This window comes from Actinoplanes siamensis, assembly GCF_016862395.1.
Taxonomy (GTDB): domain Bacteria; phylum Actinomycetota; class Actinomycetes; order Mycobacteriales; family Micromonosporaceae; genus Actinoplanes; species Actinoplanes siamensis.
In genome coordinates this window covers 150,054-168,229 of record NZ_BOMW01000019.1, presented here as the reverse complement: position 1 = coordinate 168,229, position 18,176 = coordinate 150,054, and the positions used below count along the sequence as shown (strand labels likewise).

15 protein-coding genes are annotated in these 18,176 nt (G+C 74.3%); 7 read left to right on the top strand and 8 right to left on the bottom strand.

Going from position 1 to position 18,176, the window contains the following annotated elements; translation table 11 throughout:
- Positions 1-2 precede the first annotated feature (2 nt).
- On the top strand, positions 3-626 hold the full coding sequence (locus tag Asi03nite_RS10135) for a DUF3043 domain-containing protein (protein WP_203678340.1): 624 nt from the start codon (positions 3-5) through the stop codon (positions 624-626).
- Positions 627-661: 35 nt separating this feature from the next.
- Here Asi03nite_RS10135 and Asi03nite_RS10130 read toward each other — a convergent pair whose 3' ends face one another.
- On the bottom strand, positions 662-970 hold the full coding sequence (locus Asi03nite_RS10130) for an AzlD domain-containing protein (RefSeq protein WP_203678338.1): 309 nt from the start codon (positions 968-970) through the stop codon (positions 662-664).
- The gene (locus tag Asi03nite_RS10125; RefSeq protein WP_203678337.1) at positions 964-1,842 is read right to left on the bottom strand and encodes an AzlC family ABC transporter permease; all 879 of its coding nucleotides are present in this window, start codon (positions 1,840-1,842) and stop codon (positions 964-966) included. The genes Asi03nite_RS10130 and Asi03nite_RS10125 overlap by 7 nt, the downstream gene beginning before the upstream one ends.
- Before the next feature lie 69 nt (positions 1,843-1,911).
- On the opposite strand from Asi03nite_RS10125, the gene Asi03nite_RS10120 reads away from it, so the two are divergent.
- On the top strand, positions 1,912-2,469 hold the full coding sequence (locus Asi03nite_RS10120) for a helix-turn-helix domain-containing protein (RefSeq protein WP_203678336.1): 558 nt from the start codon (positions 1,912-1,914) through the stop codon (positions 2,467-2,469).
- Positions 2,470-2,586: 117 nt separating this feature from the next.
- Here Asi03nite_RS10120 and Asi03nite_RS10115 read toward each other — a convergent pair whose 3' ends face one another.
- The 3 genes from Asi03nite_RS10115 to Asi03nite_RS10105 are packed head-to-tail and all read right to left on the bottom strand — an operon-like array spanning position 2,587 to position 5,184.
- A complete protein-coding gene (locus tag Asi03nite_RS10115; RefSeq protein ID WP_203678335.1) occupies positions 2,587-3,534 on the bottom strand; it encodes an ABC transporter ATP-binding protein in 948 nt (315 codons plus the stop codon).
- Complete coding sequence (locus Asi03nite_RS10110) at positions 3,531-4,331, bottom strand: ABC transporter permease (RefSeq protein ID WP_203678329.1); 801 nt, start codon at positions 4,329-4,331, stop codon at positions 3,531-3,533. Before Asi03nite_RS10110 ends, Asi03nite_RS10115 begins: the two co-directional genes overlap by 4 nt.
- Positions 4,324-5,184 carry an ABC transporter permease gene (locus Asi03nite_RS10105; RefSeq protein WP_203678324.1) on the bottom strand — a complete coding sequence of 287 codons (861 nt, stop codon included), beginning with the start codon at positions 5,182-5,184 and terminating at the stop codon, positions 4,324-4,326. The genes Asi03nite_RS10110 and Asi03nite_RS10105 overlap by 8 nt, the downstream gene beginning before the upstream one ends.
- 866 nt (positions 5,185-6,050) lie before the next feature.
- On the opposite strand from Asi03nite_RS10105, the gene Asi03nite_RS10100 reads away from it, so the two are divergent.
- Together Asi03nite_RS10100 and Asi03nite_RS10095 are read left to right on the top strand one after the other, a co-directional pair.
- Complete coding sequence (locus Asi03nite_RS10100) at positions 6,051-10,307, top strand: WG repeat-containing protein (RefSeq protein ID WP_203678317.1); 4,257 nt, start codon at positions 6,051-6,053, stop codon at positions 10,305-10,307.
- A 21-nt stretch (positions 10,308-10,328) separates the two neighbouring features.
- Positions 10,329-11,327: an aldo/keto reductase family protein gene (locus Asi03nite_RS10095; protein WP_203678315.1), complete on the top strand. Its 999-nt coding sequence runs from the start codon at positions 10,329-10,331 to the stop codon at positions 11,325-11,327.
- Positions 11,328-11,450: 123 nt separating this feature from the next.
- Here Asi03nite_RS10095 and Asi03nite_RS10090 read toward each other — a convergent pair whose 3' ends face one another.
- Entirely contained in the window at positions 11,451-12,266 is an 816-nt protein-coding gene (locus tag Asi03nite_RS10090) for a site-2 protease family protein (RefSeq protein ID WP_203678313.1), read from the bottom strand.
- A gap of 1 nt (position 12,267) precedes the next feature.
- Complete coding sequence (locus Asi03nite_RS10085) at positions 12,268-12,465, bottom strand: hypothetical protein (RefSeq protein WP_203678312.1); 198 nt, start codon at positions 12,463-12,465, stop codon at positions 12,268-12,270.
- Between the two features lie 82 nt (positions 12,466-12,547).
- Between Asi03nite_RS10085 and Asi03nite_RS10080 the strand changes: the two genes are divergently transcribed.
- Positions 12,548-14,554, top strand: a complete 2,007-nt coding sequence (locus Asi03nite_RS10080; RefSeq protein ID WP_239102575.1) for a bifunctional adenosylcobinamide kinase/adenosylcobinamide-phosphate guanylyltransferase — start codon at positions 12,548-12,550, stop codon at positions 14,552-14,554.
- A 28-nt stretch (positions 14,555-14,582) separates the two neighbouring features.
- The gene (locus Asi03nite_RS10075) at positions 14,583-15,341 is read left to right on the top strand and encodes an adenosylcobinamide-GDP ribazoletransferase (protein WP_239102574.1); all 759 of its coding nucleotides are present in this window, start codon (positions 14,583-14,585) and stop codon (positions 15,339-15,341) included.
- A gap of 98 nt (positions 15,342-15,439) precedes the next feature.
- On the opposite strand, the gene gcvT is transcribed toward Asi03nite_RS10075, so the two are convergent.
- The gene (gene gcvT / locus Asi03nite_RS10070; protein WP_203678308.1) at positions 15,440-16,531 is read right to left on the bottom strand and encodes a glycine cleavage system aminomethyltransferase GcvT; all 1,092 of its coding nucleotides are present in this window, start codon (positions 16,529-16,531) and stop codon (positions 15,440-15,442) included.
- Between the two features lie 120 nt (positions 16,532-16,651).
- On the opposite strand from gcvT, the gene Asi03nite_RS10065 reads away from it, so the two are divergent.
- A complete protein-coding gene (locus tag Asi03nite_RS10065) occupies positions 16,652-18,169 on the top strand; it encodes a leucyl aminopeptidase (RefSeq protein ID WP_203678306.1) in 1,518 nt (505 codons plus the stop codon).
- Positions 18,170-18,176: the final 7 nt, after the last annotated feature.

Below are 18,176 nucleotides of genomic sequence, written 5' to 3'. Positions count from 1 at the left end.
TCGTGTCCCCGCTGTTTCGCCGCAAGCCAGCCGACCTCGTCGAAGACGCCACCACCTCGCTAGCCGAGGAGACGGCCGCCGCCGAGAACCGCCGCAAGAGCTACACGCCCAGCAAGAAGGAGCTCGGCGTGGTGACGCCCAAGCGCGTCCCGCAGGGCCGCCGGGTGGAGGCGGCGCCGGCCGACCGCAAGGAAGCGCTCAAGCAGATGCGCGAGCGGCAGCGGGCGGAGCGTGCCGAGGCGTCCGAGGGCATGCGCAACGGTGATGAGCGCTACCTGCTGGCCCGCGACCGCGGCCCGGAGCGTTCCCTGGTCCGCGACATCGTCGACTCCCGCCGCACGGTCGGTTCGTTCTTCATCGCCGGCGCGGTGATCGTGATGGTCGGTTCGGTCATCCGGAACACGACGGTCCAGCTGGCCAGCAACGTGCTGTGGGCGCTGCTGGCGCTGGCCGTGGTGGTGGACAGCATCTTCATCGCACGGCGGATCAAGCGCGCGATCAGCGCGCGCTTCCCGGACACGACGCAGCGGATGGGCTCGCTGTATCTCTACGGGATCATGCGGGCCCTGACGTTCCGCCGGATGCGTGTCCCGAAGCCGAAGGTGGAGCTCGGCGCGAAGATCTGAGGTCCGGCCGGGCCCGGCGGGCGCCGGGACCCGGATCACGGCACGCCGGCCAGGCGGAGCAGGGCGGCGGTGGCCGCGGCGGCTACCACCACCAGGATGAACGGGACTCTGCGCCAGGCCAGCAGGGCGCCGACGGCCACGCCGGCCGGGCGCGCGACACCGGCGAACTCGGTGCCGGCCATCAGGGCCGCGGTTCCGGTGAGGGCAGCCAGCAGAGCGGCGGCGGTCATCGGGAGCAGCCGCTGCAGGGCTGGCGAGAGTTCGAGGCGGTCGCGGAGCAGAACGCCGCTCAGGCGCATGGCGTAGGTGCCGACGCCGAGGGCGACGATCGCGGCGATCAACATGGGTTCCTCCCGGGTACCGGCTCCTCCGAGACGGCCAGATCCGGCTCGTCCGGCCGGGAGCTGGGGATCGGCTCGGCGCGGGCAGCGCCGTCGTGGGCTTCGATGGCGCGGATCTCACCCGCGTCGGCACCGGCCGGCGCGGCGCCGACCGCGTGGGCATCGACCGCGTGGGCATCGACGGGCGTGGCGGCGACCGCGTGGGCACGGGTGAAGCGGGCGGGGCGGAGGAGGGTGAGCAGGCCCAGGAGCGCGGCGAGCACCGGGACCCCGGCCGGCAGGACCGGCGTCAGCAGCACCGCCGCCGCGGCTCCGGAGAGAGCCACCCGGCGCGTGTCGCGGTCCTTGAGCGACGGCAGGATCAGGGCGAGCAGCGCCGCCGGGAAGGCCGCGTCCAGGCCCCACGTGTCCGGGTCGCCGGTGACCCCGCCCAACAGGACACCGAGGACCGTGCCGATGTTCCAGGCGATGACCAGGGCGACGGCGACCAGCCAGTAGATCCGGCGGCGGGCCGCGGGGGTCTCCTCGGCCAGCGTGAACGCGACCACCTCGTCGGTCATCAGGTGACTGCCGATCAGCCGATCGCGCCACCGCGGGCCCAGCGTGTCCGCGACGGCCAGGCCGAACGGCAGGTGGCGGGCGTTCAGCAGCAGGCCTGCCAGGACCGCGGCGACCGGGTTGCCGGCGGCCAGCAGACCGGCGGCGAGGAACTGGGCGCCGCCGGCGAAGACCACTGTCGACATCAGGCTGGGCAGCCAGGCCGGAAGGCCGTACGCGATCGTGATGGCGCCGAACGACGCCCCGGTGGCCAGTGTCGCGGCGGCCAGCGCGGCCACGTCGCGGGGGCGGGCGCGCGTTCGATATAACGTACCCATGGTTCGTTATGCTGAACGAAGGTCGAGCGTTCGTCAAACCGAACGAAGTGAACGATGGAGCGAACAGGGATGAATCAGCCGGCGCCGCCGCTCGCCGTCATCGCCGCCGCGTTGCGCCGCGAGCGCGACCGGGCCGGGATCTCGCTGGCCGAGCTGGCCCGCCGGGCCGGACTGGCCAAGTCGACGTTGTCGCAGCTCGAGGCCGGCAGCGGGAACCCGAGCATCGAGACGCTGTGGGCGCTCGGGGTGGCGCTCGGGGTGCCGTTCAGCCGGCTGGTCGAGCCGGAGCCGGCCCGGGTGCGGGTGATCCGCGCGGGCGAGGGAACGACGCGGTTGCGCGCCGACCGCGCCGACTTCGTGGCGACGCTGCTGGCGGCCGGCTCACCGCACGTACGGCGGGATCTGTATCTGATGGAGCTCGAACCGGGCGAAGCCCGGGAGGCGGAAGCGCACATCCCGGGCAGCGTGGAGCACATCGTGGTGGGCGCGGGGCGGATCCGGACCGGGCCGGTGGAGGAGCCGGTCGAGGTGGGGCCTGGCGACTACGTGACGTTCGCGGGTGACGTGGCGCACCGGTACGAGGCGCTCGAACCGTCCTGGGCCGTCCTGATCATGGAACACCGCTGACCAGAACGCGCGAGGCACCCCTGACAGCCGGGCATCGGCCGCGAGCCGGCTCCGAGAGGCCCTCCGGGGCCGAGACGCCTCCGGAAGCCGGCCGGCAACCGCAAGCCGCGGGTGTGGTCAAGTGGTGTAGAGGCGGGCCACCACGTCCTCGATGTCGGGCTCGACGACCGACAGGTCGCGGATCGGGACCGCGGCCACCAGCTGCGCCACCGCCGCCCCGGCGGTCACGCCGTCCAGCGCGAACGTGACCCGGTGCCGGTCCGCCTCGACGCCGACCAGCGTGGCGCCGGGCAGCTCGAAACCCTCGGGCAACGGCGACGACAGGTCGGCGACCAGGCTGCGGCGCGACCCGTACCGGGCGTGCAGCGCCTCGATCGTCCCGTCGTGCACCACCCGCCCGTGGTCGATCACCACCAGGCGCTCGCAGAGCCGCTCGATGTCGGCCAGGTCGTGCGTGGTCAGCACGAGCGTGACGTCCCCGCTCGCGCCCAGCTCGGCCAGGAACGAGCGGACCGCCTGCTTGCTCACCACGTCCAGGCCGATCGTCGGCTCGTCCAGGAACAGCACCCGCGGGCCGTGCAGCAGCGCCGCGGTCAGCTCGCCGCGCATCCGCTGGCCCAGGGACAACTGGCGGACCGGGGTGTCCAGGAAGTCGTCCAGGTCCAGCAGCTCGCGGCAGCGGCGCAGCCGGGCGGCATGCTCCCCCGCCGGCACCCGGTAGATGTGCCGGAGCAGGGCGAACGACTCGTGCAGCGGCAGGTCCCACCAGAGCTGCGAGCGCTGGCCGAAGACCACCCCGATGCGCAGGGCCAGCTTGGTGCGCTCCGGGACCGGGCGCAGGCCGCACACCCGCGCCTCGCCGCTGGACGGGGTGAGCACCCCGGTCAGCATCTTCAACGTGGTGGACTTCCCGGCGCCGTTCGGGCCGATGTAGCCGACCATCTCCCCCGCCCCGATGTCCAGGGACACGCCGGCGACCGCCTCGACTGTGCGCTTCTCCCGGCGGAACCGGCCGCGCTTGATCCGTACGGTGAAATTCCTCGTGAGGTTGTCGGTTCTGATCATGATCCAGTGCTCCGGTAGTGGCGGATCCCGGTGCGCCAGACACCGGTGGCGACGGCCGCCGCGGCGAGCGCGACCAAGGGCGCGGCGAAGCCGGCCCCGGACGGCAGACCCAGCGGGTCGGCGCGGCCGAGCAGGGCCAGCGCCGGCTGGTAGGAGACGAAGGCGAAACCGAGGGCGTACGCGAACAGGCCGCGGAAGACCGGGCCGTAGACGGTGATCGGGTATGACGCGAAGTCCCGCCCCCCGTAGGTGAACGCGGAGCCGACCTCACCCGAGTCCACCCACCAGAACGCCAGGCTCGCGCTGATCACGAAGATCGAGCCGAGGAACACCATGCCGCACAGCGGCGAGAGGGTGATCAACAACACTCGGGCCGGCGTCCAGTCGATGTCGTTCAGGCCGAGCGCGACGGCCAGCACGCCGAACCCGAACACCACCCGCAGCAGCTTGCGCATCGGCAGGTCCATGAGCAGCAACTGGGGCAGCGCGCCGAGCGGCCGGACCAGCACCGCGTCCAGAGTGCCGGCCCGGACGTAGGTCTTGAGCCGGTCCACATTGCCGATCAGGAAGTCGGCCAGCGCGAAACCGGCGGACGTGATGCTCGTCATCAGCAGCGCCTCGGGCAGCGCGAAGCCGCCGATCCGGTCGGTGGCGCGGAACAGCGCCAGCACGGTGAGCACGTCGAAGACCGTGGCACCGACGTTGCCGAGCAGCTCGACGACGAACGAGGCACGGTAGGCGAGCACCGATCTGGCCTGGGCGCCCGCCAGGGCCGCGTACGCCCGCAGCTCACCCACCCTGCACCACCAGCCTGCGCTCGGCCCGGCGCTGCACCGCCGCGGCCAGCGCCAGCAACGCGACCGCCCAGCCGGCCTGCAGCGCGACCAGCGCCAGCTGCAGGTCCGGGCCGTCCCGCTCGGCGGCCACGTCCAGCGGGGTCTGCAGGATGCTCGGCATCGGGGTGCCCAGCCAGAGCGTGATCGCCAGCCAGTCCGGCAGCAGGCGCAGCGGGAAGTACAGGCCGCCCAGCACGCCGGCGCCGAGCACCCACATCATGATCGGGCCGCGGGCGTCGTGCAGCCAGTACGCGGTGGCGTTCACCAGGTACCGGCAGCCGAAGCTGACCACCACCGCGAGCAGCACCGAGACCAGGAAGAGCGGGACCGTCTGCCAGCGGGTCGGCACCCGCAGCGGGAAGCACAGGGCGCCGACCACCACCGGGGCGACGAACCGGGTGAGCATGGCGTGCGCCGACCGGCCCAGGTCGGCCGCCAGATATGCCACGAGCGGCGGAACCGGACGTAACAGATCGGACGCGACGTCACCGGTTCGGATGCGTTCGGCGAGCTCCGACCAGCCCCACAGCATCACTACACTGAGTAGCCCCTGACCCAACCAGACGTACGTGGCGAGCTGTTCCGTGTCGTACCCGGCCGGTCGGTTGCCCAGCGTGCTCGCCGCCACCGCGAGCAGGACATAACAGCGCAGGTAGCCGAAGACCACATTGGTGAACGTTCCGGCTATGGTGGCCTGACGATAGGTGGTGTAGCGCCGGAAACCCGACCCGGCCAGTGCACCGAAAGTAGTAATCGAGCCGCGTAACGGCCCATCCGGAGAGATCGTGAGCACGCTGGCGTCCTTCCCGGCCACGCCGCTAGTCTCCTTTCCACCGACCCGCAGTGGAGCCGGGAGACTGTACCCGGGTCCCCGGCCGGCCACGGCTCGATTTTTTGACACACGTTGGAGTTCGCCGTGACGGAGCGTTGCCAATCGCCGGGCCTGGCTGCCCGATGAACGGTTGGAGCTCCCGCCCGGGCGCGGAAGGCTGGGACGACGAACCGGCGTGGGTCTACGAGATCACCTGGGAGTGGGAGCCGCTTCCCGGCCAGCGGTACCCCGGCGATCCGGGCCGGCGCAAGGCCGTGTACACCCCGGTCTCCGAGACGCCGCACGGCTCGTCCGGGGCGGCGCCGGTCAGCTCGGCTCCGGGAGGCGGCGCGCCGCAGGGCCGTGGCCGGGTTCCGGCCGAGGATCCGCAGCGGTACGGCGGTGGCCGGCGTGACTCCCGGGACGAAGCGTCGTGGAACCGGCCGTACGGGGATCAGCGGCGTGGGGCGGCTGCGGTCTACGGGCGCGGGGCTCCTTCCGTACCGGTGAATCCCGGCTCCGTCCCGGGATCGTCGGCGCCCGTCTCGCCCGGCCGGCCCGCCTCCGGTCCGGTGTCGCCGGGGCGGTCCGGTGCTGCCGGAGCGGCCCGGGTGCCCCGCCCGGACGGGCCCGCGCCGCGCGGGCCGGAGGGGTGGGGGCAGCAGCCCGGCCCCCAGCCGCAGCAGCCCGGCCCCCAGCCGCAGCAGCAGTGGGGACGGCCGGGGCCTGGTGCGGGGCAGCCGGTGCGGGGTGGGGCCGCGGCGCCGGGTGCGCCGGTTCCTCCGCCCCCGTCGCAGTCCCGGTTCGGGGCTCAGGGTGGTTTCGCGGGGCGGCCCGAGCAGGAAAGCGGGTTCCCGCAGCGCCGGCCCATGCCCGAGCAGGAAGGCGGGTTCCCGCAGCGCCGGCCCGCGCCCGAACAGGAGGGCGGGCTTCCCCAGCGGCGGCCCATGCCCGAGCAGGGTGGGCCGCGGACCGGTCCGGGGCCACGGCAGGTCTCGCCGGCCGGACCCACCTACGGCAGTGCGCGACCTGCCCCGCCGAGCGCGTTCCCGGCACGGCGTGACGCCGGGCGTACGCCCGAGGCGCCCTTCGACCTCCGGCCGGTCCCGCAGGAGCGGAACAGTCCGGCTCCTGCGCGGCCGGCTGCTCAGCCGACCCGGGTGACGCCGCAGCAGCCGGTGGTGCCGCCCGCGGCGGTCTACCCGGGCGCGCCGTTGCCGCCCGGGTACACCCCGCCGCCGGCCCAGGCGCATCCCGGGCAGGCTCCGGCGCATCCGGGCCAGGGGCGGCCGGGCACTGCCCCGCGGCCCGGGCCGGCTCCGGTGCATCCGGTCTCCGGGGTGGCTTCCGCTCCGGTCTCCGGCATCGCCTCGGCACCCGTCTCCGGAATGGCTCCGGCACCCGTCTCCGGGATGGCTCCCGCTCCCGTCTCCGGGATCGCGTCGGCGCCGGTTCCTGGGCAGGGTCCGGCCGCCGGGGCCGCCCCCGTCTCCGGGATTGCCGGGTGGCGCGCCGCCGGGGTGCCGGAGCAGGAACTCGGCCAGGGTCAGTTCGCGCACGGCCAGGTGCAGCCGGGTCAGCCCGCCGGAGCCTCGTTCCCGTCGGAGGAGCGCACCCAGGCCATCGATCCCCGCCGGGCCGTCTCGGACATGCCGTTCGCAGGACCGGAGGCTCCGGCCACGCCGCAGTCCTTTGCGGAGGCGGAGGCTCCGGCCACGCCGCAGTCCTTTGCAGGGGTCGAGCGGCCGGTCACCGGGCTTCCGCTCGGAGAGGGCACGCCGCAGCCCGCGGGCGCGGCGGAACCCGCCACGGAGCCGCGTGGGCTCGGCTGGCTGCTGTCGATGAGCGGGCTCGGCGCCGAGACGCCGGTTCCGGAGACCTCGCCGCTGGCGGACCCGGAGATCGTGGTCGAGGCGGAACCGGCCAGGCCGGCCGGGTGGTTCATCGCCGAGGCCGAGGCCGCCTCGGACGCGGAGTCCCCGGGCGCCGAGTCCGAGGCCGCTGCTCAGAACTCCGCGCCGCAGGCCGCTCCGGCCGAGGTCGCCGCGGCGCCGACTGCTTCGCCTGACGCCGCCGCGGCACAGACTGCTCCGGCCCGGACCGGCCAGGCGGAGGTTGTTGCGGCGAGCGATGCGGAGATCACGCACGCTCGGCTGACGGTTCCGATGCCGGACGATGCCGAGATCACCCAGACCCGCCTGACGATCGAGGGTCCCGAGCCGAGCGCCTTGGAGGTCACGCAGGCACGGCTGGCGCTGGAGGACGTTCCGGCGGCGGGCGACTGGGAGGAGTCCACGTCGGAGGCCGCCGAGCCGGAGATGGCGTCCCCGGCCGGCCCGGTGGGACACCACAGCCACGCGCGGGTGGAGGAGCTGCAGGAGAGTCCGCTCGGGAACGAGAACCCGGGCGGGGACATTCCGGAGTGGATCGCTGCCGCGCACGCCGGGTTCGGGCGGCATGAGCGGGCCGAGGTCTTCGAGCGGCCGGGCCGGCACGAGCAGCCGGAGACCGAACGGGCCGCCGGCGCGCACGAAGCCGCGGACCAGGCGTCGCCGGGTGAGCCGGAACCGGCGGAATTGGTGCCCGTCTCCGGGGCGGGCGTGCCGCTGGCCGAGCCGACGCCCGGCGACGTCGCCGTGCCTACCGAATCCGCCGATGAGATCGTGCTGGTCCGCGACCTCGTGGAGGAACCGGTCAGCGCCGTACCCGCCACCGCCCCGGTGGACCAGCCGGTCAGCCCGGCCCCGGCCGCTGACCTCCCGGCCCAGCCGGCCAGCCCGGCCCCGGCCCCTGACCTCCCGGCCCAGCCGGCCAGCCCGGCCCCCACGCCTGATCTCGTGGCGCGGCCGGTCAGCGGGGTGGGTGGCTCCGAGGTCGGCACGGAGGACGCCGAGATCGCGGAACGGCCGGTCAGTCCGGTAAGCGGCTTTGCCGGGCAGTTGGCCGGCGCTGAGGTGGATGTCAGCATTCCGGGGTGGCCGCCCGCCGTGGCGGAGCCCGTGGCCACGACCGATAAGCCCGACGAAGCGGACCCGGCCACGACCGACGAGCCCGACGAAGGGGACCCGGCTGGAGCGCGTGAGCCGGACGAGGGGGACTCGGCTGCTGCGGGTGAGCTGGACGAGGACGGCCCGGCTGCGGCGGCTGAAGTCGCCTGGACGGCGAGCGCTCCGAAGGACGGCGGTGTCTCGGCCGGAACGGCGAGTGCCGGTGCGGGACCGGCGTCCGGGGACGCCCACGGCTCGTCCGAACCGGGATCCGTCGCTGCGCACCACCACAGCGGGACCGAGCCGGTCATCGCACTCGCCGACGACACCGCGACCGAGACGACCGCCGCCGTCCCGCCCATCGTCGAGGAGCCCGTGGCGGGCGGGACGGACAGGGAGTCCGCATCCGTCGATGGCGACACTTCCGCGACCGGGTCGGCCGAGACCGCGGACACCGCGGCCGAGACGCCGGCCGCGGCCGGAACGGCTGAACCCGCCGGAGTTCCCGAGGCGCCGGCCGCAAGCGAGGTCGCTGACACCGCGGACACCGCGGCCGAGACGCCGGCCGCAAGCCAGGTCGCTGACACCGCGGACACCGCGGCCGAGGCGCCGGCCACAAGCCAGGTCGCTGAGACCACGGGCACCGTGGCGGAGACGCCCGTCGCGACCGAGGCGGCTGGGATCGTGGACGGGCCGGTCGCGGACCCGGACGTACGTACCGTCGCATCGGGAAGCGAGCCGGCCGCGGCGGACGGCTCGGACCAGGAACCTGGTCCTCGCCTCGGAGAGGCGGCGATCGAGCCGATCCGGCAGCGGCGGGACCAGCGCGCCCCGGCGGACCGGCGGCGTGCCGACCCGGAGGAGATCCTCGCCGCCTACCCCTGGATGTTCGATCCGCGGACGCTACGCGAGCAGATCGACGAGCCGGACCGGCTCTGGGACCTGATCGACCGGCTGACCGACCGGCTGGAGTTCGCCGAGCGGGACAACGTGCGCGCCGGGCTGCTCAGCCTGCGCGCGGTCGTCTCCCGGGTGCTCGGCGAGCTGGACGACGCGCTGGCCGACGGGCGCGAGGCGCTGCGGCACGCGGAGGCCTCCGGCGAGGCGCGGACCGTGTCGATCACGCAGACCCGGCTGGCGCACGTGCTGCAGTGGCGTGGCGAGTTCGGCGAGGCGGACCGGCTGTACGCGCGGGCCGACTCGCCGGAACTGCCGGCGCGGGTGCGGGCGGAGATCCGCGAGCTGGCCGGGCGGTCGGCGTTCGAGCAGGGGCGGTTGCTGGAGGCGGTGAACCACTTCGAGCGGGCGCTGGACCTGTGTCAGGGTGGCGATCCGGAGCTGGTGGAGCGGATCGAGCTGGCGCTCGACGTGATCTCGCGGCGGTCCGGCGACGGCTGGGGCCCGTACCCCCGCTCCCGCGAGGAGCTGCTGAACCTGCCACCGGCGCCGGTGCCGCTGCGCGACGACGGGACGAACCTCTGGGGGTACGCCGCGGCGGTCGAGCCGCGGTACGCGCAGGCCCAGCCGTTCGCCGAGGGGGTCGCGTGGGTGCGGCGCCCCGAGTCGCCGGCCTGGGAGCTGATCGACGCCTCCGGGGCGGTGCTGATCGGCGCGGACTCCGGGTATCTCGCGGCCGGCGGGTTCGCCGAGGGTGTGGCCTGGGTGACCCGGGACGCCGAGGGCGGCTGGTTCGCGATCGACCGGAACGAGCGGCTGATCGTGCCGGGCGGGTTCGAGGACGTCCGGCCGTTCCGCAACGGGCTGGCGCTGTTCCGGCGCGGCGGCGCCTGGGGTGCCGTCGACAAGCACGGGCGGATCGCGGTGCAGCCGAAGTACCGGCAGTTCGCCACGGTGCTGAGCACCGGCGGGCCGGTCGACGGCTTCAGCGACACCGGATTCGCGGTGGTCGACGCGGGCACCGGCTTCGGCGTGGTGGACCGGGCCGGGCAGCAGGTGCTGGCGCCGGTGCACAAGGCCGTGGTGCTGCACCCGTCGGCGTTCCTGATCGCCGACGAGGCGGGGCGCTGGGGCGCCGTGGACCGGCAGGGCCAGCTGCTGGTGGAGACCCGGTACGTGGAGCGCGCCGACGCGGTCGAGGAGATCGGGCGGGCACGCCCGGACCGGCGGCCGGTTCTCTAGTACTTCGATAGGGTTCTAGGTATGGAGTTCCGTCATCTCGGCCGTTCCGGCCTTCTGGTCAGTGAGATCGCCTACGGCAACTGGATCACCCACGGGTCCCAGGTGGAGGAGGAGGCCGCGCTCGCCTGTGTGCGCGCGGCCCTCGAGTCCGGGATCACCACGTTCGACACCGCCGACGTCTACGCCGGCACCCGGGCCGAGGAGGTGCTGGGCCGGGCGCTGAAGGACGAGCGCCGCGACGGCCTGGAAATCCTCACCAAGGTGTACTGGCGGACCGGGCCGGGCGCCAACGACAGCGGCCTGTCCCGCAAGCACATCATGACCTCGATCGACGGCTCGCTGCGCCGGCTCGGCACTGACTACGTGGACGTCTACCAGGCACACCGGTACGACCACAACACGCCGCTGGAGGAGACCATGGAGGCGTTCGCCGACGTGGTCCGGGCGGGCAAGGCGCACTACATCGGCGTGTCCGAGTGGGACGCCTCGCAGATCCGCGCCGCCAAGGCGCTCGCCGACGACCTGCGGATCCGTCTGGTGTCGAGCCAGCCGCAGTACTCGATCCTGTGGCGGGTGATCGAGGCCGAGGTGGTGCCGGCGTCGCAGGAGCTGGGGCTGGGTCAGATCGTCTGGTCGCCGCTGGCGCAGGGGGTGCTGACCGGCAAGTACAAGGCGGGCGAGCAGCCGCCGGCCGGGTCGCGGGCCACCGACGAGAAGTCCGGCGCCGGGTTCATCGCCCGCTGGCTGGAGGACGACGTGCTGAACACGGTCGCCCGTCTCCGGCCGCTCGCCGACGAGGCCGGGCTGACCATGGGGCAGCTCGCGATCGCCTGGGTGCTGAACAACCCGAACGTCTCCGCGGCGATCATCGGCGCGTCCCGGCCCGAGCAGGTCCGGGACAACGTCAAGGCGTCCGGGGTGAAGCTGGAGCCCGCACTGCTGAAGGCGATCGACGAGATCGTCGACCCGATCGTCACCCGCGACCCCGGGCTGACGACCAGCCCCGCCAAGCGCCCGTAAACCCGGTTGCGCCCGTCGTCGGCGAGGGCGCCGGAACGGACCACGGCTTCGCCTCGTCCGTTCCGGTCCTCGTCGACGGCTCTCCGGGGCGCGATCCCCGGAGCGCGGGCGCGGCCACCGATCTCAGCTCCAGAAACGCATCAGATCGAGGCCTCCGGAGATCAGGCCGGTGTTCAGCCCGATGAACTCGGCGAGCCAGGAGACCAGATCGGAGAAGTACCTTCCGAGATCGGTCTGCCAGAGCGCCACGAACAGCAGCAGGAAACCGAACGGGGCGAACGTGTCCCAGGCCCGGCGGTAGGCCGGGCTCAGCCAGGGCCGCAGGATGCTGCCGCCGTCCAGGCCCGGGATCGGCAGCAGGTTCAGCACGCTCGCGGTGATCTGCAGGAACGCGAGCAGTGAGAGCGCCTGCCAGAACTCCGGGTGGTCGGTGTAGACGACCGTCCGGAAGCCGGTCTCCACGATGTCCGGTCCGAGTCCGACCAGGAACGGGGACGCCGCCACCAACGCCAGGATGACGTTGGTGAGCGGCCCGGACGCGCTGATCAGCGAATCCTTGGTGCGGCTGTCGATGTACCGGTGGTCGATCCAGACCGCGCCGCCGGGCAGGCCGATGCCGCCGAGGATCACCACGACCACCGGGAGCACGATGGACAGCAGCGGGCTGGTGTACTTCAGCGGGTTGAGCCGCAGGTAGCCCCGCTCGGCCACGGTCAGGTCGCCGGAGAAGTACGCGGCGACGGCGTGCGCGTACTCGTGCAGGCAGAGCGAGACCAGCCAGCCCGAGACGACGAACAGGAACGCGTCGAACCCGACGTTGCCGAACCTCGTCCAGATCATCACGCCGCTCACCGCGAAGATCGCGACGATGGCGACGAAGACCGGGCTCGGTACGAACGCGTTCCGCGGGGTGCGCGTGTAGACCGGTTCGTAGGTCACGTCAATCCGCCGGCTGCAGGCTCATCTGATAGTCGACCCGGTCGTCCTCGACCAGGGTGACCGTGCTGACGCCGCCGCCCTGCAACTGACGCCACTCCTGGCCGATCCAGGACTCGGCGTCGGCCTGGCTGCTGAACGTCTCGGCCGGCCCGTCGACCGGCTTGCCGTCGACGTCCTCGTACCGCCAACTCCACGGCATTGAGCCGCCCCCTCACGTCGTCTGTCGGTGGGCTTCCACCCTACGGCGTGCACGTGTGCGGTCCGGCTCTAAGGTACGGGGCATGTCCGAAGATCGGTGGAACACGGTCCTGGTGCTCGGCGGGATCCGCTCCGGCAAATCCGCGTTCGCCGAAGCGCTGGTGGCGGACGCGCCGGCGGTGCGGTACGTGGCGACCGCGGTCGGCGGCGAGGACGATCCCGAGTGGCTGGCACGCATCGAGGAACATCAGCGGCGCCGGCCGCAGTCCTGGTCGACCGAGGAGACCGGCGCCGACCCAACGGCGCTCACCGAGCTGCTGTCCTCTGCCGGGCCGGAGGACACGCTGCTCGTCGACGACCTGGGCGGCTGGGTGGCCGCGGTGCTCGACCCGGCCCGGCAGCCGAACGACGACGAGGCGGACGTGACGGCGCTGGCCGCGGCGGTACGCGCCTGCCGGGCCCGGGTGGTGCTGGTCAGCCCAGAGGTGGGGCTCTCGCTGGTGCCGGTCACCCCGGTCGGACGGGCGTTCGCCGACGCGCTCGGCACGACCAACCAGGCGCTCGCGGCGGCCTGTGACGGCGTCGTGCTCGTGGTCGCCGGGCAGCCGACCTGGCTGAAGAGGGTCACCGCGGCGGCCCCACGGCGCGCGCCCGTGGTCACCGCCACGCCGGCGCCGCCCCCGCCGCCGGTCTTCGTCACTCCCGCCGCCGATCCGGCCTTCGCCACGGCGCCTGTCGAGGCGACAGTCGTGGCGCCGCCGGCCGCCGACCCGCTGCCGGAGCCCCCGGTCTCGGACGCGCTGGACGGCTCCACGATGAGCCTGCCGCTGGTCTCGTCCGGCCTCACCAGAATCCAGCCGGGCATGGACCTGCCGCTGCCCAGCAGCGAGGCCGGCCCGGACGCGCGGGACCGGCTGGGCCTGGTCGACCTGCCCGGCGCCGGGCTGGGCATGGTCGCCGAGGCGGTCGAGTTCGCCGCGGCCACTCAGGACACCACCAGCCCGCAACCGTGGTCCTCGGTGCGGGTCGTGGTGATCTCCGGCCGGCACGGCGGTGGGGCCGCGGCCGGCGCCGACCCGCTCGACGTCGAGCGCCGGGTCGCCGAGACCGAGCTGGGCATCGGCCTGCTGGGCCGGCTGGCCGGGCAGGCCGGCGCGGACCTCGCGGTGCTGCGCGTGCAGGCCTCCGGCGCGATGGAGGACGGCCCGGTGACCGAGGCGCACGCGGTGGAGACCGCGCTGCGCCAGGGCTGGCAGCTCGCCGACGAGGCGACCGACGCCGGGCGGGACGCGTTGTTGCTGGCCGGCATCGGCGTGGGCGTGGAGGCCGCGGCGACCGCGGTGCTGGCCGCGACCACCGGCGCCGAGGCCGCCACGGCGCTGCCCCGGGTGCTGCTGCCCGGCGGGCGGTTCGACGACCACGCGTGGATGGTGCGCTGCGCCGCCGTCCGCGACGCGCTGCACCGGATCCGGCAGGAGCCGCGCGGCGCCCACGACATCCTGCGCGAGATCGGCGGCCTGGACCTGGCGGTGGCCACCGGCGTGCTGCTCGGCGCGGCCGCGCGGCGCCTGCCGGTGCTGATCGACGGTCCGCTGGGCATCGCTGCCGGACTGGTCGCGCGGGATCTGGCCGGGCAGACCCGGCACTGGTGCCTGCTGCCCGAGGCGGGGACGCTGGCGCTGGTCAAGCAGGGGGCGGACGTGCTCGGGCTGACGCCGGTCCTGGAGCTCGGGCTGGACCTGGGCGAGGGCGCGAACGCGCTGGCGGCGCTGCCGATGCTGCGGACCGTGCTGGGACTGGCGGCGTCGCTGCCGGTGCATCCGGCACTGCTCGCGGAGCCGGGGGACGGTGGGCTGACCGAGGAGGACGACGACCCGGAGGCGGCAGACGAGCCGGCGACCGCGACCGCCCCGGACGGCTTCGGCAACCCGGCCGGCGCAGCCGAAGGCAGCGCGGCCGGGGTAGCGCAGGGCAGCGCGGCCGGCGTGGCCGGGGGCAGCGTGGCCGGCGCAGCCGAGGAAAGCCCGGCCGGCAGGGATGGAGACAGCGCGGCCGGCGGCGTCGAAGACGGCGCGGCCGGCCGCTCGTGACCACCGGGCTCGCCGTCCGCCGGGCATCGTGACCAAGCGCGCCGCGGGCCGGGCGGCCGACGGGCTGCGGCTGGCGGTGACGACGCTGACCGTGCTGCCGGTACGCGGCGGCCGGGTCGACCGGCCCACCGCGGCCGTGGCGATGGGCCTCGCCCCGCTGGTCGGCGCCCTGCTCGGCCTGACCGTCGCGGGCCTGGCCGGAGGGCTGCGGGTACTCGGCGCCCCGGCGCTGGTCGCCGCCGGGGTGGCGGTGGCCGCGGGCGCGCTGCTGACCCGCGGCCTGCACCTGGACGGCCTGGCGGACACGGTCGACGCGCTGGGCTCCTACCGCTCCGGCCCCGCCGCCCTGGAGATCATGAAGAAGCCGGACATCGGCCCGTTCGGGGTGGTGGCGCTCGCCGTGACCGTGCTCATCCAGGCCGCGGCGATCGCCGCGGTGCCGTGGTGGGCGATCGTCGCCGCCTGGACCACCGGCCGCCTGGCGATCACCCTGGCCTGCCGCCGGGGCGTCCCGCCGGCCCGCCCGGAGGGCCTGGGCGCGATGGTCGCCTCGACGGTCCCCACGCCCGCGGTCCTGCTCGCCGTGGCGCTCGTCGCGGCCGCCGCCGTGCCCGCCGCCCCGGACCGTCCGTGGCTGGGGCCGGTGGGCGTCGCCGTCGCCGGGTGCGCCGTGCTGGTGCTGCTCCGGCACTGCGTGCGCCGGCTGGGCGGCATCACCGGCGACGTCCTCGGGGCCTGCGTGGAGCTGGCCACCACGGTCATGCTGATCACGGTCACGCTGGGCTGAACCCGGCTCCGGCCGTACCGCGGAAAGCGGTACCGGGAAAGGCCGTACCCGGAAAAGCCGTACCCGCGGAAAGGGCCTGGAAGGCGCGGCGGGCCGGGTCAGCGCACGGAGGGCCGCACGAACGGCGGCTTGACCAGCCGCGCCTCGATCCGCCGGCCGCGGACGTCCACCTCCACGAGATCGCCGTCGGCCAGGCCCGGCGCGGTGTCGATCAGCGCCAGCGCGATCCCCACCTTCCTGGTCGGCGAGAACGTGCCGCTGGTGATCTCCCCCACCCGGGTGTCCCCGGCGAAGACCGGCATGTGTCCCCGCGGGATCCCCCGCCCGGTCAGCTCCAGCCCGCGCAGGGTCCGGCGAGGCCCGGCGGCCTTCTCGGCGGTGAGCGCCGCCCGCCCCCAGAACGCCGGCTTGGACCAGCCCACCGCCCACCCCGACCGCGCCTGCACCGGGCTGATCTCCAGGGACAGCTCCTGCCCGTGCAGCGGATAGCCCATCTCGGTGCGCAGCGTGTCGCGTGCCCCCAGCCCGCACGGCCGCACGCCGGCCGCGATCAGCGCGTCCCACACCGCGCCGGCCGCGTCCCACGGGACGACCAGCTCGTAGCCGTGCTCGCCGGTGTACCCGGTGCGGCAGACCACCAGCGGCGCGCCGCCGAACCGGGCCTCGGCGAACGACATGTAGTCGTGCCCGTCCGGCAGCCCGAGCGCGGCCAGCACGGCCGCCGAGCGCGGACCCTGGACGGCCAGGATCGCGAAGTCACGGTGCAGATCGGTGACCGTGACGCCGTCGGGCGCGGCGGCGGAGAGCCGGCGGACCACCTCTGCGGTGTTCGCCGCGTTCGGGACCAGGAAGACGTCGCCGGGACCGTAGAGGTACGCGATCAGGTCGTCCACCACGCCGCCCGACTCGTCGCAGCAGAGCGTGTACTGCGCCTGGCCGGGAGCGATCCGGCCCAGGTCGTTGGTCAGGCAGGAGTTGACGAACTCGGCGGCCCCGGGCCCCAGCACCCGGGCCTTGCCCAGGTGCGACACGTCGAAGACGCCGGCCGCCTCGCGGACCGCCGCGTGCTCCTTCAGGACGCCGCCACCGGCGTACTCCAGCGGCATCTCCCAGCCGCCGAACGGGGCGAACTTCGCGCCCAGCGCGGCGTGGCGATCGTGCAGCGGCGAGCGGAGCAGGTCGGCAGACATGAGACTCAACTTACCGGTGACCTTGGAGCTGGTTAGAGTCGCGGGGAACGCCAAGTGTTTCCCACCAGCCGGGAGCACCGCCCACCGGCGGAACCGGCTCTGACGTCGCGGAGTGCTCGAGTGACCCAACCCAGCCTCAGCCTGGTCGACTCCGACCCGGCCGAATTGGCGGTCGATGCCATCGTCATCGGCCTGCAGGACGGCGCCCTGCTTCCGGCGCCCGGCGCGGAGAGCATCGCCGCGGCGTTCGACGGGCGGCTGACCGCGACGCTCGCCCTGCTGGGCGCGACCGGCGCGCCGGGCGAGGTGACCAAGCTGGCCACCCTCGGCACGGTCGCCGCCCCGCTGCTGGTCGCGGTGGGTCTCGGTGACGAGCCGGCCGGTCCCGCGCCCGAGCTGGAGACGCTGCGCCGGGGCACCGGCGCAGCGGTCCGTGCCCTGGCCGGCAGCGCCACCGTGGCGCTGGCCCTGCCGCTGCCCGACGACGAGGGCGCCCCGGCGGTGCTGCGCGCCGTGCTGGAGGGCGCGCTGCTCGGCGGGTACCGGTTCGCCGGTTACAAGACCAAGCCGCAGAAGGGCCGCCGCGACCCGGTCGGCGCGCTGCAGGTGCACGTGCCGGACGCCGCCGACGCCGCGGCCGCCGCCGAGCTGGTCCGCGCGGAGGTGGTCGCCCGGGCCGTCCGCCAGGCCCGGGACTGGGTCAACATGGCGCCGAACGAGCTACGCCCGCCGCACTTCGCCGACCTGGTGGCGGCCGCCGCGGGCGAGGCCGGACTGGCTGTCGAGGTGCTGGACCTCGACCAGCTAAAGGCCGGCGGCTACGGCGGCATCGTGGCGGTCGGCCAGGGCTCCGAGGCGCCGCCGCGGCTGGTCAAGCTGACCTACACGCCGGAGGGCGTCGCCGAGCCGAAGCGGGTCGCGCTGGTCGGCAAGGGCATCACGTTCGACACCGGTGGCGTGAGCATCAAGCCGGCGGCCGGCATGTGGGAGATGAAGTCGGACATGGCCGGCGCGGCCGCGGTCGGCGCCGCGATGCTGGCGATCGCCGCGCTCAAGCCGGGCGTGGCGGTCTCCGGTTACCTGGCGATCGCCGAGAACATGCCCTCCGGGTCGGCGTACCGGCCGGGCGACGTGATCACCATGTTCAACGGCAAGCGGGTCGAGGTGTTCAACACCGACGCCGAGGGCCGCATGGTGCTCGGCGACGCGATGGCCCGAGCCTGCGCGGACGGCGCCGACTACCTGTTCGAGACCTCCACGCTGACCGGCGGCCAGGTGATCTCGCTGGGCAAGCGGATCGCCGGCCTGATGGGTTCGGCGGAGGCGACCGAGCTGGTCCGGACGGCCGGTGACGTGGTCGGCGAGCCGGCCTGGCCGATGCCGCTGCCGGACGACGTGCGCAAGGGCATGGAGTCGGAGATCGCCGACATCTGCCAGACCAACTCCAGCCTCGACCGGGCCGGGCACATGCTGCAGGGCGGCGTGTTCCTGCGCGAGTTCGTCGAGCCGGGCGTGGAGTGGGCGCACATCGACATCGCCGGGCCCGGTTACCACGCCGGCGAGGCCACCGGTTACTGGACCAAGGGCGGGACCGGGGTGCCGATCCGCACCCTGCTGCAGGTGGTCGAGACTCTCTGAGAAGACC

Excerpts from the sequence above, each read along its gene's own strand:
- Asi03nite_RS10130 (WP_203678338.1), bottom strand. The coding sequence starts at position 970 with ATGTTGATCGCCGCGATCGTCGCCCTCGGCGTCGGCACCTACGCCATG.
- Asi03nite_RS10125 (WP_203678337.1), bottom strand. The coding sequence starts at position 1,842 with ATGGGTACGTTATATCGAACGCGCGCCCGCCCCCGCGACGTGGCCGCG.
- Asi03nite_RS10120 (WP_203678336.1), top strand. The coding sequence starts at position 1,912 with ATGAATCAGCCGGCGCCGCCGCTCGCCGTCATCGCCGCCGCGTTGCGC.
- Asi03nite_RS10115 (WP_203678335.1), bottom strand. The coding sequence starts at position 3,534 with ATGATCAGAACCGACAACCTCACGAGGAATTTCACCGTACGGATCAAG.
- Asi03nite_RS10100 (WP_203678317.1), top strand. The coding sequence starts at position 6,051 with ATGCCCGAGCAGGAAGGCGGGTTCCCGCAGCGCCGGCCCGCGCCCGAA.
- Asi03nite_RS10095 (WP_203678315.1), top strand. The coding sequence starts at position 10,329 with ATGGAGTTCCGTCATCTCGGCCGTTCCGGCCTTCTGGTCAGTGAGATC.
- Asi03nite_RS10085 (WP_203678312.1), bottom strand. The coding sequence starts at position 12,465 with ATGCCGTGGAGTTGGCGGTACGAGGACGTCGACGGCAAGCCGGTCGAC.
- Asi03nite_RS10080 (WP_239102575.1), top strand. The coding sequence starts at position 12,548 with ATGTCCGAAGATCGGTGGAACACGGTCCTGGTGCTCGGCGGGATCCGC.
- gcvT (WP_203678308.1), bottom strand. The coding sequence starts at position 16,531 with ATGTCTGCCGACCTGCTCCGCTCGCCGCTGCACGATCGCCACGCCGCG.